Origin of the sequence: Microbacterium arborescens (assembly GCF_049707515.1) — a bacterium.
Classification (GTDB): Bacteria; Actinomycetota; Actinomycetes; order Actinomycetales; family Microbacteriaceae; genus Microbacterium; species Microbacterium arborescens_B.
In genome coordinates, this window is the sequence record NZ_JBNAFI010000004.1 from 55,998 (window position 1) to 70,150 (window position 14,153).

Annotated in this window: 10 protein-coding genes; 6 read left to right on the forward strand and 4 right to left on the reverse strand. The window is 72.4% G+C overall.

The genetic code is table 11. The features are described 5' to 3' along the window. Positions 1-38 precede the first annotated feature (38 nt). On the forward strand, positions 39-1,307 hold the full coding sequence (locus ACPYN5_RS09520; protein ID WP_424448742.1) for a protein kinase family protein: 1,269 nt from the start codon (positions 39-41) through the stop codon (positions 1,305-1,307). 10 nt (positions 1,308-1,317) lie between these two features. Here the strand turns inward: ACPYN5_RS09520 and ACPYN5_RS09525 are convergent, their stop codons facing one another. Further along, positions 1,318-4,605, reverse strand: coding sequence for an ATP-dependent DNA helicase (locus ACPYN5_RS09525; RefSeq protein WP_424448743.1), 3,288 nt, complete (start codon positions 4,603-4,605; stop codon positions 1,318-1,320). Next, the gene (locus ACPYN5_RS09530) at positions 4,602-7,673 is read right to left on the reverse strand and encodes an ATP-dependent helicase (protein ID WP_424448744.1); all 3,072 of its coding nucleotides are present in this window, start codon (positions 7,671-7,673) and stop codon (positions 4,602-4,604) included. Before ACPYN5_RS09530 ends, ACPYN5_RS09525 begins: the two co-directional genes overlap by 4 nt. Positions 7,674-7,800: 127 nt before the next feature. On the opposite strand from ACPYN5_RS09530, the gene ACPYN5_RS09535 reads away from it, so the two are divergent. Both ACPYN5_RS09535 and ACPYN5_RS09540 read left to right on the forward strand, forming a co-directional pair. After that, the gene (locus tag ACPYN5_RS09535) at positions 7,801-8,025 is read left to right on the forward strand and encodes a DUF3107 domain-containing protein (protein WP_424448745.1); all 225 of its coding nucleotides are present in this window, start codon (positions 7,801-7,803) and stop codon (positions 8,023-8,025) included. A 2-nt stretch (positions 8,026-8,027) separates the two neighbouring features. Next, positions 8,028-8,318: a hypothetical protein gene (locus tag ACPYN5_RS09540; protein ID WP_424448746.1), complete on the forward strand. Its 291-nt coding sequence runs from the start codon at positions 8,028-8,030 to the stop codon at positions 8,316-8,318. 28 nt (positions 8,319-8,346) lie between these two features. Here the strand turns inward: ACPYN5_RS09540 and ACPYN5_RS09545 are convergent, their stop codons facing one another. After that, the gene (locus ACPYN5_RS09545; protein WP_424448747.1) at positions 8,347-9,063 is read right to left on the reverse strand and encodes a ferritin-like fold-containing protein; all 717 of its coding nucleotides are present in this window, start codon (positions 9,061-9,063) and stop codon (positions 8,347-8,349) included. A 130-nt stretch (positions 9,064-9,193) separates the two neighbouring features. Between ACPYN5_RS09545 and ACPYN5_RS09550 the strand changes: the two genes are divergently transcribed. Continuing rightward, positions 9,194-10,687 (forward strand): DEAD/DEAH box helicase, encoded by a 1,494-nt coding sequence (locus ACPYN5_RS09550; RefSeq protein ID WP_424448748.1) that lies wholly within the window; start codon positions 9,194-9,196, stop codon positions 10,685-10,687. Positions 10,688-10,714: 27 nt separating this feature from the next. On the opposite strand, the gene ACPYN5_RS09555 is transcribed toward ACPYN5_RS09550, so the two are convergent. Next, a complete protein-coding gene (locus ACPYN5_RS09555; RefSeq protein WP_424448749.1) occupies positions 10,715-11,593 on the reverse strand; it encodes a PHP domain-containing protein in 879 nt (292 codons plus the stop codon). A gap of 58 nt (positions 11,594-11,651) precedes the next feature. Between ACPYN5_RS09555 and ACPYN5_RS09560 the strand changes: the two genes are divergently transcribed. Then, entirely contained in the window at positions 11,652-12,671 is a 1,020-nt protein-coding gene (locus ACPYN5_RS09560) for an endonuclease/exonuclease/phosphatase family protein (protein ID WP_424448750.1), read from the forward strand. 38 nt (positions 12,672-12,709) lie between these two features. Then, on the forward strand, positions 12,710-14,140 hold the full coding sequence (locus tag ACPYN5_RS09565; protein WP_424448751.1) for an aminopeptidase P family protein: 1,431 nt from the start codon (positions 12,710-12,712) through the stop codon (positions 14,138-14,140). Positions 14,141-14,153: the final 13 nt, after the last annotated feature.

The following is a 14,153-nucleotide window of genomic DNA, read 5'->3' on the forward strand; positions in this document are numbered from 1 at the left end:
GCCTCGGCCTGCACGGCCGCCCGACCTACCCTGATGGCATGGCTCGCTCTCCCTTCACTTTAGCCGCGTCCGTCAGTTCGGCTCTCCCAGGTGCCGCCGTCGTCGGCGCGGCCGAACTCACCGAGCGAGCGGACGGCCGGTACGACAGTGCTCTCGTGACACTGGACGACGGCCGGCGGGTGGTCGTGCGAGTTCCGGTCGACGCCGACGCCGACCTCGAACTGGTGGCCGACACCCGCGCCCTGCGGGCGTTGACGCCGGGTGTTCGCGGCCTGCTGCCCTTCGCCGCCCCCACCGTGCTCGGAACCGCGCGCATGGGCGGCTTCACCGCGGTCGTGCAGGAGTACGTCGCCGGCTACCGGGTCGAGGCCGGACACATCCCGCCCGGTCGCGGCGCCGCGTGGTCGCTCGGTTCGGCGATCGCGCGCGTGCACGCGCTCCCCCACGCCGTCGCCCGCGACGCCGGTCTGCGCACGCGGACGAGCGCCGAGGTGCGGCGCGACGCCGAGCGACTGCTCGATCGCGCCGAGGCGACCGGCTCGCTGCCGTTCGGGCTCCTCCGCAGGTGGAGCACCGCGCTCGGCGAAGACCGGTTGTGGCGATTCGAGGCGACGGTGACCCTCGGCGGCGTGGACCCGGGCAGATTCGTCCTGAGCGATACCGCAGCCGGCCCCACCGTGACCGGCCTGCTCGCGTGGCACGGCCTCGGCGTCGGCGACCCGGCCGAAGACCTCCGCTGGCTCGCTTCGGCACCCGACGCGCGAGACGACGTCCTCGACGCCTACGCCGAAGCCGCCCACCACACCCCGGACGCCGCCCTCGCCGCCCGCTCCCGCCTCTACGCCGAGCTCGAGTTCGCCCGGTGGCTCGCCCACGGCCACGAGACCGGCGCCGCGCGGGTCGTGGAGGATGCCGTCGCCCTGCTCTCCGCCCTCGACGAGGGCGTGCGCGACGAGCCGCTGCTGCCTGAGGACTACAGCACGGTCGACGACGCGCTCGAGCTGCTCGGTCGCACCCCCGCGACCGTGACGGCGGGCGACACCTCGATGCAGACCGACACGTACGACCCGGCCCTCCTCGCGGCCTACCTCGCCGATCAGGACACCGCCGAACAGGCCGATATCGAGACGGTGCCGATCGACCTCTCCGACTGGACTCCCGAGGGGGCGTCGAGCGACCGACGTGCCGACACCGGCGCGTCGCCGACGATCGCCGCGCCCGCCGAGGCATCGAGGGGCGACGCCGACGACGCCGAGCACGCCGAAGCAGCCCGGAACGCCCTGCGGCGGTGGTCGAGCGCGGAGTGACCGCTGCAGCTCAGCCGCGGAGGATCAGGTCGTCGCCGACGTAGAACAAGGCGACATCGATCTCCGACTCGGGGATGCCGTGTCGGATCGAGTAGGCCCGACGGTAGAGCTCGAGCTGCAGCATCCGCTCGGCGCGCTCAGCCGGTGTCCGCGGTGGCCGTCCCGTCTTCCAGTCGACGATCTCGATGCGGCCGCTCCGGTCCGCGCGGCGATAGACGGCATCGAGCTTGCAGATGATGACGTGCGGACGACCGTCGCCGAGCATCCGGTCGTCGGCGAAGTCGATCTCGGTCTCGACCTCGATCGGCTGCAGGGCGGCCCATTCCGACCGCAGGAAGATCTCCTGCAGTCGGCTCAGGTCATCGCCGCCGCCGGCTTCGCCCGCCGCGGTCTCCTCGGGATCGTCGATCTCCCACAGCGGCGCGTCCGGTTGCGGTCCGCGAGCGGTGATGCCCGAGCGCTGCTCGACCCACGCGTGGAAGCGGGTACCCAGGCGCGTCTCGCGGTAGGGGCGCTCGGGGAGCGGGCGGAGCGTGGCCTCCACCGCGGCGTCGTAGTCCGCGGCGTAGTCCTTGAAGCGCGACGCCGGGATGCGGGTGGGTGCCACCCGCATGGCGCCTCGTGCCCGTTCCTCGCGCTCGGCGAGCAGAAGCGCCAGGTCGCGCTCGGGTTCGTCCCGACCGTCGGCGCTGCGGGCCTGCCGTACGCGCTCGGCGGCGGCCTCCACACGCGGTCTCCGCGCGCCCAGCGGATCGAGCGGCCACTGGAGGATCTGGCGGCGGTCGAGGTAGGGGTTGTCTCCGGGGTCGCTGTCGGCCAGATCGCGCCCGAGCTCGGCCGCGATCTCGCGCAAGAAGGCACTCGGGCCGCGGGGATTGCGCGTGCCCGACCAGAACGATCCGCTCAGCAGGAGCGCGTCGCGGGCGCGGGTCACCGCGACATAGGCCAGGCGGCGCTCCTCTTCGCGCTGGCGGTCGGCGTTCTCGTCGGCGAAGCGCGCGAGCGCGACCTTCAGGTCTTGCTGCGTCGGCGACGCGTGAGCCTCCCACGCGAGGCCCGGCAGCCAGCGGGCGTCTCCCCGGAAGGCGTAGGGCAGCACGCCGAATCCCAGCCACCCCTGCTTGTCGCGCGGGCGCGAAGGGAGCTCATCGGCCACGACCCGCCCGATCGCGACGGCATCCCATTCCAGCCCCTTCGAGCCGTGAATGGTGAGGATCTGCACGACGTCGTCTTCGGGAGGCTCGGTACGGGGGGCGAACTCGTCCTGGCGCTCGGCATGATCGAGCCAGGCGAGCAAGCTCGGCAACGACCCCGACTCGTCCGTCGCGAGGAACCCCTGCAGCTCATCGACGAAGGCGCGCAGCTGATCCGAGGCGACTCGGGCCGGCCCGCGGCTCTCGTTCGCGGCGAGCTCGATGTCGAGCCGGAGCTCCGCCTCGATCAGGCGCACGAGCTCGGGGATCGGCATCGACGACGCACGCCGCAGTCCCGCGAACGTCGCGGCGGCGTCGCGCAGCCGCTCGACGCCGGCCGGAGTGAACTCGGCGAGCCATCCGTGGTCGGGGCCCACGCGGACGAAGAAGTCGAGCGCGTCGATGAGTGAGGCGTTCTCGTCCGCTCCGGTCTCAGCCGGCAGCGGCTGCAACGCGACATCCGATCGCGCCAGACGCCGCCCGAGCTCGGCGAGCGAGCGGAGGTCGCGCAGGCCGATCGACCAGCGCGGTCCGGCGAGCAGCCGCAGCAGCGCCGAGCCCGCGGTCGGATCGCTGATGACGCGGAGGGCGGAGACGACGTCGACGACCTCGGGAGTGCTGAGCAGGCCCCCGAGACCGAGGATGCGGTGCGGGATGCCGCGGCGCGCGAGCGCGTCGGCGAAGCGCACCATGTGCTTCTTGCTCCGGAGGAGGATCGCGGCGCTCGTCGGCAGTCCGCGCCCGGCCCGCGCCGTGCGCACGTCTTCGAACCATGCGGCCACGCGTTCGGTCTCGGCGTCGAGATCGGTCTCGAACGCGATCTCGACATCGCCGGCCGGTGCGCCCGGGCGCGGCCTGAGCCGGTCGACCGGCACCGGTGAGCGTTCCGACAGCGGCGCGAGGACGGCGTTGGCGGCATCCAGGATCCGCTCGCTGTTGCGCCAGCTCGTGGCCAGGGAGTAGCGGCCCGCCGTCGCACCGGGCGCGAACGCCGTCGCGAAGTCGCCGAGGTTGCCCGCGCTCGCGCCGCGCCACCCGTAGATGGACTGGTGGGGATCGCCGACGGCCATGACCGAGGTCCCCGCGAACACCGCACCGAGCAGGTGGGTCTGGACGACGGAGGTGTCCTGGTACTCGTCGAGGAGCACGACGGGGTGACGCGCGCGAAGCTCGGCGGCGACGCTCGGGTGCGCCCGGATGATCGTCAGTGCGCCCGCCACCTGGTCGGAGAAGTCGATGACGCCGGAGCGCGCCTTGCGCCGCTGGTACTCCACGGCGAGGTCCGCGAGCACGGGGAGTCCTCCCACCTGCTCGGCGGCGCGTGCGACATCGGCGTAGACGGTCGTGCCGCTCCGGGTCGAGGGCCGCTCGAGGACGTCCTGGAACGCCTCACCGAAGCGAGCGACCTCGGCGAAGTCGACGAGGTTGTCGACGCCGTCGCGGGCGATGCGGAGGGCACCGTCGATGATGCTCCGCAGCGCATTCTCCCGCGTCTCGAGGCGTTCGTCGTCGGAGTCCAGGACGACGCGGCGCATCAGCAGCCACGCGGCGGACTCGCTGAGCACGGCCGCCTCGGGGTCGCGCCCGATGCGCACCGCGTTCTCGCGCACGATGCCGTCGGCGAAGCTGTTGTAGGTCGACACCGTCGGTCGCTCGAGCAGCGAGTCGGTCGCGGAGGCGAGAGTCCGGGCTCCCGTGTCATCGGCGAGTCGACGCTGCGCAGCGTGCCTGCGGGCGCCCCCCGGGTCTCCCGCGCGCTCCAGTTCACCGAACACGTCGAGCGCGCCGCGGCGATGCAACTCATCGAGGTACGGGACGAGCCCCGCGTCCTCGAACTCGGCGAGCCGGTCGAGCCGCCGCCGGATGCGTTCGCTCAGCTCCCCCGCCGCCTTGCGCGTGAAGGTGAGCCCGAGCACGCCCGAGCGCGCGACCCGGCCGTTCGCGACGAGCCACACGACGCGCCCCGCCATCGTCTCGGTCTTGCCGCTGCCGGCACCGGCGACGACGAGGGCGGGTTCGAGCGGGGCGGCGATCACGGCGCTCTGCTCCGGGGTGGGCGGGAACTGACCGAGCGCCGCGGCCAGTGCTGCCGGAGAGACGATCACGTGGCGCTCACCGCCGCGATGGTGTGGATGCGGCACAGGCCGAAGGAGTGATCGTCGCGGCAGTGCTCCTCGAAGGGCGCGTCGAACCGCGAGCCGCTCATGACGCGCGCCGCGCCGTGCACGCGACCGAGGAACGCGGCGCGCTCGTCGTCGCCGAACGGCGGTTGCCGCGGCACGGCGTAATCCTTCGTGGCCGCCGTCGGCCGCAGCACGAGGAGCATCGCACCGCCCGGAGGCAGCCCGGCAGCCGCCGGAATGGCTCCGCGCTCGTGCGCGAGCTGGTACGCCGCGAGCTGCGCGTGGTGGGTCACGGCGCGGTCGGTCTGCGGCTCGCGCTTGCCCGTCTTGAGATCGACGATGACGACGCTGCCGTCGGCGCGGAGCTCGACCCGGTCGACGGCGCCGCTGAGGACGATGCTGCCCTCGGCGTCGTCGTGAGCGAGCTCGACCTCGAAGCGGGGCTCGGCGCCCAGCAGGCGTCCCCCGTCGCGCTCGAAGTCCCGCAGGTAGCGTGCCAGCCGCCGCACGAGGTCGCGCGCCCGCGCCCGCTCCGCACGCTCTCGCCACGCGGACTCGAAATCGAGCTCTCCCCAGCGCGCGGCCACCGCCTGCCACAGCGACTCCTCATCGGGCGAGGCGATCTCGAGCGCGCTGTGCACGATCGTGCCGATGCCCGCCGTCGCGCTCGACGAGTCGCCGCCGAGGTCGGCGATGACCCAGTTCAACTGGCATTCTTCGAGGGTCTCCAGACGCGAGGGCGACACTCGGATGCCTTCGGTCGCCCGCTCGCGCAGCGGTGCCGTCGTGGTGGGGGGCCGCACGCCGAACCACTCACCGGGATCGGCGCCCGGGATGCCCGCGTCAGCGAGCAGGGCCAGCTGCCCGGCCGCGGCGCCGCGATGGGCGTCGGCCGAGCGGGGATCGGTCAGGACGCGGCGATGGCGGGCGACGAGGCCGCGCAGGGTCAGCGGATGCGCCACCTCTGCGGACGCGCCCTCAGCCTCGGGCAGCAGCTCGAAGAAGGGACTCGGGCCGGTGTCGTCATCGTCGACGGCCGTCACCACGACGAGCTCCCGCGCCCGCGACAAGGCCCGGGCGAACAAGCGCAGCTCGTCGTGGAGCACCCCGCGTCGGCGGTCCAGCGCATCGGCGACCGCGGGGTCGTCGAACGGCAGTCGCCACGTCTCGAGCAGTCCGCCGCGCACACGCAGGTTCGGCCAGACACCCTCCTGAACGCCCGCCACCACGACCGTGTCGAACTCGGTGCCGAGAGCCGCGGCCGGCGTCAGCACCCGCACCGCCCCGCTGACCGGCGGCGGAACGAAGCGGTCGTCTCCGACATCGGCGTCGAGGATGCCGCGGAGGAAGCCGACCGGGGTCGTGCCGTCCTCGCGCTCGCCGTGCCGCTTGGCGGCTTGGAAGAGCGCGACGACGGCGTCGAGGTCGCGATCGGCCTGTGCCGCCACGGGCCCGCGTCCCCGAGCGGCTTCACGCAGCCCGCGCTCGCGTCCCGAGCCTTCCCATGCGGCCCACAGGAGCTCGTGGGCCGTCGCGTCGTCGGCGATCAGGTCGCCGATCGAGCGCAGCGTCTCGGCGACCCGAGCGGCGCGTCGAGCCTCGCGCAGATCGACGAGCGCGAGCTCAGCGGGATGGACCATGGCCGAACGCAGCAGCTCCCAGGCGGGCACCGGCTCGGCCTCCCGCCCCGGCGCCGCCTGCCGGAGGGCGGAGCGGAGCCGGCGCTGGTCGATCGCGTCGAGTCCCGCGCCGCTCAGCGCGGCGATCACCTCGTCGCGCTGCCAGGTGTCGCCGGGGCGGGCGGCGAGGTCGACCAGATGAAGCAGATCGCGCACGACGGGCGACTCCCCGAGCGATGTGCCCGTGCCGGACGTCGCCGTCGGCACGTCTCGCGCGGCGAGCTCGGCCTCGAGCGCTGTCACCTGCCGGCTGTCGTGGGCGATGACGGCGCACTGCTCCCACGGGATGCCGCCGTGCACATGACGCTCGCGCAGCAGCCGTGCCACGGCGTCGAACTCCTCCGATCGGGAGCGCAGCGCGAGTGCGCGGACGCCGGTGATCGGCTCGCCCGAGATCACGGGACGTCGATGGGCGACGACCCCGACGGCGCCGATGCGGGCCGTGACCGCCGAGACGAGCGGCGCGTGACGTCCGTCGGCGCGATGGACGGTGTCGAGCACCAGGACATCGCCCCCCGCGGCGAGACGGGCGAAGTTCTCGGGCGTGGCGCCGCGGAACGCGCCCGACCCGACGTCGGGATCGCCGAACGCGACGACAGCCATCCCCCGGGCGCGGCAGGCCTCGAGCAGATCGACGCCCCCCGCGGTGAGCTCCTGCGCGTCGTCGACGAGAGCGACGCGCAGCTGCGGCAGGCCGCGCCGCGAGACGATCTCCACCGCCTCGCGGACGAGACCCGCGGCGTCTCGGTGCGCGCCTCGCATCGAGTCGCGCACCGCGAAGTACTCGGCCATGAAGGACGCGGCCGCCTGCCACGCCGGGCGCTGCTCGTGCCGCGCTCGCGCGGCCAGCGCCCGGTGGTCGATGCCCGACGCGGTGCACTCGGCGATGAAGGCGCGCAGCTCCGCGCGGAACGCTCGTGAGCCGCGGACGTGGGCGGGCAGCTCGACCGGCCAACGCGACCGGCCCTCGCGCTCGTCGTCGGCGTCGCCGTCGAGCAGGTCGCGGATGATCGCGTCTTCGTCGGCACCGGTCAGCAGGCGCGGGGGCTCCGCGCCGCGCCGCACCGCCTCGGCTCGGACGATCTGGAACGCGAACGCCGGCACCGACCGGGCGAGCGGCCCCGCCGTCGCCACACCGACCGCGATGCCGAGATCGTCTCGGAGGTCGGTCGCGGCCTGACGGGTGGCGGTGAGGACCACCAGGGAGTCGGGATCGAACCCATCCGTCACCAGCTTGCGCACCCGCTCGACGATGGTCCGTGTCTTGCCCGTGCCCGGCGCCCCGACGACGACGGCGCTCGCCTCGACCGGAAGCGCGACAACGTGCGACTGCGCCGCGTCGAGCTCGATGCCGGCGGAGACGTGACCCATGACGTCCACGCTAACCGGCACCGCAGACACGCGTTCGCCCAGGGCGTGACCCCGTCGGCATCCCGCACCGACGCGTGTCGTAGAGTCGAATGGCGCCCGAGGCTCGGGCGCGGAGGAGGATGAATCCGTGGAGATCCGTATCGGCATCGCGAACACCGGCCGCGAGCTCAGCCTCGAGTCCAACGAGCCCGCGGAGGCGGTCCGGAAGACCGTCTCCGAGGCTCTGACCTCCGGCGCTCCCTTCGTCGAGCTCACCGACGCGAAGGGCAGCTCCTACATCGTCCCGACCGCGGGCATCGCGTTCGTCGAGGTCGGCACCGACCAGACCCGGCGCGTGGGCTTCGTGGCCTGACCGTGCAGATCGTCCTGGCGCTGCTCATCGGCGCCGCGATCGGCCTCGCCGCCGAATACGCCCTTCCCGGACGCGAGACGCGCGGCGCTGCTCTCGCCCCCGCGCTGGGAGCGGCCGTCGGCGGGGTGGTGTGGGCGGCCCTGACCTGGGCGGGTCTCGGATTCGATCATCCGGTGATCTGGGCGGTCTCCGTCCTGGCCCCCGTGGTCGTGGTGCCCGCCGTCCTCGTCCTGTTGACGCGCACGCGCATGCAGGCCGACGCGGCCGAGCGTCGCCGCCTTCGGATCGGCTGAGCCGGCTCCGTCTCAGGTCTCGGGACCGTCAGGCCTCGAGACCCATCGCCGCCATGCGGCGCGAGTGCGCGGCGATCACGTCGGCGTACGTCGGCTCGACCCGCTTCTCGTCGGCGGGCTGCAGCGAGGTCGAGCGCAGGGCGGCGCGCGCGATGAGCAGCGTGTCTCCCACGAGGCGGCGACCCCACAGCGACAGGAGCCCCCGCCACTGCTCGTCGCTCGCGATGGCATCGGTGATGATGCTCACGAGGGCGCTGCGGTCGTCGTGGGCACGCAGGATCACCGCCACCTGGCGTCCGGTGTCGCCGTAGCTCGCCGACAGCGCGAGGTAGAAGTCGTCGAGCATTCCCGCGGTGAGGTGCACCGAGAGCATGGTCTCGAGCGGACGCGCTCCGTGAGTCGCGCGGCGGAAGGCGTCGAGGGGCTCGCGGAACGGCAGCATGAGCTCGAGCGGATCCGCCCCGCGATCGCGGATGACCCCGACGAGTTCGCGGTGCTTCAGCAGAGCCGTCCCCGCGGCGAGCGAGAGGGACTCCTTCTGCGAGAGCTCCGGCGTCGAGGCGATGAGGTCGCTGAGGGTCTCGAAGTAGCCGAGCTGCAGGTAGGCGGCCTGCCCGAGGAAGGTGTCGACATCGGGAGCGAGCTCCTCGAAATCGACACGGCGCACATCGCCGTAGTCACCCCGCGAACGCAGTCGCAGGGTCCGGCCGACGGGACGCTTGCGCTTGAAGAACCAGCTCACCACGGGTCCAGCCTAGGGTCGCGGTAGGCTGGATGCGCCCCGGCATCGGACCGGGGCCCCGCGCCTGTGGCTGAGTGAAGGGCGTGGACCCACATTCCCGGCGGCTTCTCACCGCCAGACAGGCACGTCACCCATGACCACATTCGCTGATCTCGGCGTCGACCAGGACATCATCGACGCCCTCGCCGACAAGGGCATCGTCGATGCCTTCCCCATCCAGGAGCAGACGATCCCGCTCGGACTCCCGGGCCAGGACATCATCGGCCAGGCGAAGACCGGCACCGGCAAGACCTTCGGCTTCGGCATCCCCGTCGTCCAGCGCCTCGGCCTCGACCCGGCACCCGGCGTCAAGGCGCTCATCGTCGTGCCGACCCGTGAGCTGGCGGTGCAGGTGTTCGAGGACATGGACATGCTCACCCGCAACCGCTCCACGAGCGTCGTGGCGATCTACGGCGGAAAGGCCTACGAGGGTCAGATCGACCAGCTCAAGGCCGGCGCCCAGATCGTGGTCGGCACCCCGGGCCGCCTGATCGACCTCGCCGGTCAGCGTCTGCTCGACTTGTCCAACGCGACGGAGGTCGTGCTGGATGAGGCCGACAAGATGCTCGACCTCGGGTTCCTGCCCGACATCGAGAAGATCTTCCAGAAGGTCGCCCCCGTGCGTCACACGATGCTGTACTCGGCGACCATGCCGGGGCCGATCGTCGCGCTCGCGCGGCGGTTCATGTCGAACCCGATCCACATCCGGGCGACCGACCCCGACGAGGGCCTGACGCAGGCGAACATCAAGCACCTCGTCTACCGCGCGCACTCGCTCGACAAGGACGAGGTCATCGCCCGCATCCTGCAGGCCGAGGGCCGCGGCAAGACCGTCATCTTCACCCGCACCAAGCGTGCCGCGCAGAAGCTCGTCGACGAGCTGAACGACCGCGGTTTCAACGCGGGCGCCGTGCACGGCGACATGAGCCAGGAGGCGCGCGAGCGCTCGATGGCCGGCTTCAAGGCGGGCAAGAAGGACGTCCTGATCGCGACGGACGTCGCCGCCCGCGGCATCGATGTCGACGACGTCACCCATGTCATCAACCACACGATCCCCGACGACGAGAAGGCCTACCTGCACCGCGTCGGCCGCACCGGTCGCGCCGGTCGCACCGGCATCGCGGTGACCTTCGTCGACTGGGACGACCTGCACAAGTGGGCCCTCATCAACCGCGCACTGGAGTTCGGTCAGCCCGAGCCCGTCGAGACGTACTCGTCGAGCCCGCATCTGTTCGAAGACCTCGACATCCCCGCCGGCACCAAGGGCCGGCTGCGCAAGCTCCCCACCACGCAGAGCGTGAAGACCGTCGCACCCGAGTCGGACTCCGCGGAAGGCGGCGCCAAGCGTCCGCGCCGTCGTCGCTCGCGCGGCTCGGGCGATGGCACCGCTTCTGACAGCACCGCTGCCGCCGACCGCACCGCCCCGTCGGAGGGCGCCGCACCCGCGTCGTCGGATGCCGGCAGCGGCACTCATGACGGCGGCGGGTCCGAGCACCGCGACGGTCAGACGTCGCCGCGTCGGCGGCGCCGCCGGCGCGGCGGCTCGGGTTCCGGCTCGGCGGGGGCCGCGGCTCCCGCCGCCGGCTGACAGCCGCCACGCGCCGACGGCGCCCGTCTACGCGTAGACGGGCGCCGTTCCGCTTGCCCGGGCGATGATGCGCGCGACCATGCTGTCGTCGGTCGTGTTCTCGCCCGGCTGATTCGGCTTGCCGAGTCCGTGATAGTCGCTCGAACCCGTCACGATGAGGTCGAGCTCGGCGGCGAGGGCGCGCAGGGCCCGTTTGCCGTCTGCGGTGTTCTCGCGATGCTCGATCTCGAATCCCGCGAGGCCGCGGTCGACGAGCTCCCGCAGCACGGAGGATGACATCATCCGTTCGCGGCCGCTCGGAGACGGGTGCGCGAGGATCGGCACTCCCCCGGCCGCGACGACGAGCTCGACGGCGGTGAACGGGTCGGGTGCGTAGTGGGGCGTGAAGTGACCCTGGCTCGGATGGAGGATGCCGGCGAAGGCGGCGGCTCGATCGGCGGCGAGTCCGCGAGCGACGAGCGCATCGGCGATGTGAGGCCGCCCCACGGTGGCGCCCGCTCCCGTCTGCTCGAGTACGTCCTCCCACGTCAGGTCGTGGGAGCGGGCGATGCTGCGGACGATCCGCTCGGCTCGCCCGATGCGGTCTTCACGGATGCGCTCCGTCTCGGCGCGCAGGCGCGGATGATCGGGGTCGAAGAGGTAGGCGAGCAGGTGCACCGTTCGCCAGTCGTGGCGCGCGCTGAGCTCCATCCCCGGAACGAACGTCATGCCCAGCGATGACGACGCCTCGGCCGCTTCGGCCCAGCCGGCGGTCGTGTCGTGGTCGGTGAGCGCGATGGTGCGCAGACCCGCGCGGTGAGCCGCCTGTACGACACCTGCCGGCGGCTCCGTGCCGTCGGAACGAACCGAGTGCAGGTGCAGGTCGGTGGGCCCGCGGAATCGCGTCGCCCCCTGTGCCGTTCCCATCCTCCACAGCGTAGCCGTGCCCGGCGATCGTCCAGGCTCGCTCTCTTAGAGTCGAGGCGTGAAGCGCGTGTTCGGAGCCGTGGTGGTGGCACTGTTCGCGGCGGCGATCGTGCTCCTGACCTGGCCGGAGCTGGCCCGCCTCGAGCGCGAGTTCCCCTTCGCCCAGATCGTCGCGCTGCGCCCGATCCTCATCGGGGCCCTGATCGCGATCGCCCTGCTCTTCCTGGTCCTCGCCCTCGGCCGACGCATCCGCGCGTTCTGCCTCTGGATCGTCCTCGTCTCGCTCGTCGGCGCAGCCGGAGGCGCCGGCACGCTGGCCATTCGCGGCCTCGGCGCCGAGACGCTGCCGCCGAAGACCGACGAGAGCGTCCGCGTCATGACCTGGAACACGGCCGGTCAGGCGACGGACGCCGAGACCATCGCCGAGACCGCGGTCGCCATGCAGGCGGACATCGTGGCGCTGCCGGAGACGACGATCGACACCGGACGCGACGTCGCCATCGCGATGCGGGAACGCGGCCGCCCGATGTGGGCCCACGTCGACAGCTACGAGGGGCCCGACACCTGGGACGCCAACTCGACGGCGCTGCTGATCTCGCCGGAGCTCGGCGAGTACGCGGTCATCGAGTCCGAGGCCGCCGGCACGAGCAACACGACCATCGTCCCGAGCGCCGTCGCGATGCCCGTCGACGGCGACGGCCCCGTGGTCGTGGCCGTCCACGCGGTCGCGCCGCGTCCGGAGGAGATGGCGAGCTGGCGCAGCGATCTCCAATGGCTCGCCGACCAGTGCGCGACCGACGATGTGATCATGGCAGGCGACTTCAACGCGACGCTCGACCACATGGCACGCCTCGGTGTCGACGACGCCGACCTCGGACGGTGCCACGACGCCGCGCGCACCACCGGGAACGGCGGAATCGGCACCTGGCCCACCGACCTACCGGCACCGCTCGGCGCACCGATCGACCACGTCATGGCGACGGCATCCTGGAAGCCCGAGGGCTCGGTCGTGATCTCCTCGCTCGACCACTCCGGCAGCGATCACCGCCCGCTCGTGGTGCAGTACACGCGCCGCTGACCGTTCCGGCGACCGCTCCCGGGTGCGAGACTGGAGCCATGAGCACGAGCGAGACCGACACGACCGGAACCGACACGACCGGAACCGAGACGACCGAGGCGCCCGCCGAGAACACCAACCGGCGGCAGCCGTTCCCGCAGGGGTTCCTCGACACCATCTCGGAAGGGTGGGCGACACGCGAGGACATGCCCGCTACGCCCCGCGAAGCCGCCGTGTTCGCCGCCGCTCGCCGCGAGCGGCTGTCGCGCGAGTTCCGCGGCCGGCGCCTCGTCATCCCCGCGGGCTCGCTCAAGCAGCGCTCGAACGACACCGACTACCCGTTTCGCGCGCACTCCGCGTTCTCGCACCTGACCGGCTGGGGCAGCGACGCGGTCCCCGACTCGGTTCTCGTGTTCGAGCCCACTGCCGCCGGCCACGATGTCACGCTGTATCTGCGCGACCGCGCCGACCGCAGCACCGCGGAGTTCTACGCCGATGCGTCGATCGGCGAGTTCTGGATCGGACCGCGTCCGGCGCTGGACGACGTCGCCGTCGACCTCGGTGTCGCGACGGCGCATCTGGCCGACGTCGAACTGCGCGCGGACGACCTCGTGATCGATGCCGACGCCGACCTCACGCGGGCGGTGTCGGAGCTGCGACTGACGAAGGACGAGTACGAGATCGAGCAGATGCGGCTCGCCGTGACCGCGACCGCGCGCGGCTTCGACGACATCGTCGCCGACCTGCCGCGCATCGTCGCGACTCCGCGGGGCGAGCGTGTCGTGGAAGGCCTCTTCCACCTGCGCGCCCGTACGGACGGCAACGGCGAGGGCTACGACACCATCGCCGCGTCCGGCCCCCACGCGTGCTACCTGCACTGGACCCGCAACGACGGGCCGGTGGTGCCCGGCGATCTGATCCTCATCGATGCCGGTGTCGAAGTCGACAGCCTCTACACCGCCGACATCACCCGCACGCTCCCGGTCTCCGGACGCTTCACCGACATCCAGCGGCGCATCTACGAGACGGTGCGCGAAGCCGCCGACACCGCCCTCGCCGCAGCGCGCCCGGGAGTGACCTTCCGATCGATCCACGAGGCCGCGATGAGTGTCATCGCCGCGCGGGTGTCTGAGTGGGGTCTCCTGCCCGTCAGCGCCGAGGAGGCGCTCGACGCCGACCGCGGCGGCCAGCACCGCCGCTACATGGTGCACGGCACGAGCCACCACCTCGGCATCGACGTTCACGACTGCGCCCAGGCCCGCCGCGAGATGTACTACGACGGAGTGCTCGAGGCCGGAATGGTCTTCACCATCGAGCCGGGGCTGTACTTCCAGATCGACGACCTGACGGTGCCCGAGGAGTATCGCGGCATCGGTGTGCGCATCGAGGACGACATCCTGATGACCGAGAGCGGACCGGTCAACCTCTCGGCCGACATCCCGCGCACCGCCGACGAGATCGAAGCCTGGATCGCCCGCGCCGCCTCGTGAGCGCGTCCTTCTC

Excerpts from the sequence above, each read along its gene's own strand:
- ACPYN5_RS09550 (WP_424448748.1), top strand. The coding sequence starts at position 9,194 with ATGACCACATTCGCTGATCTCGGCGTCGACCAGGACATCATCGACGCC.
- ACPYN5_RS09530 (WP_424448744.1), bottom strand. The coding sequence starts at position 7,673 with ATGGGTCACGTCTCCGCCGGCATCGAGCTCGACGCGGCGCAGTCGCAC.
- ACPYN5_RS09555 (WP_424448749.1), bottom strand. The coding sequence starts at position 11,593 with ATGGGAACGGCACAGGGGGCGACGCGATTCCGCGGGCCCACCGACCTG.
- ACPYN5_RS09565 (WP_424448751.1), top strand. The coding sequence starts at position 12,710 with ATGAGCACGAGCGAGACCGACACGACCGGAACCGACACGACCGGAACC.
- ACPYN5_RS09520 (WP_424448742.1), top strand. The coding sequence starts at position 39 with ATGGCTCGCTCTCCCTTCACTTTAGCCGCGTCCGTCAGTTCGGCTCTC.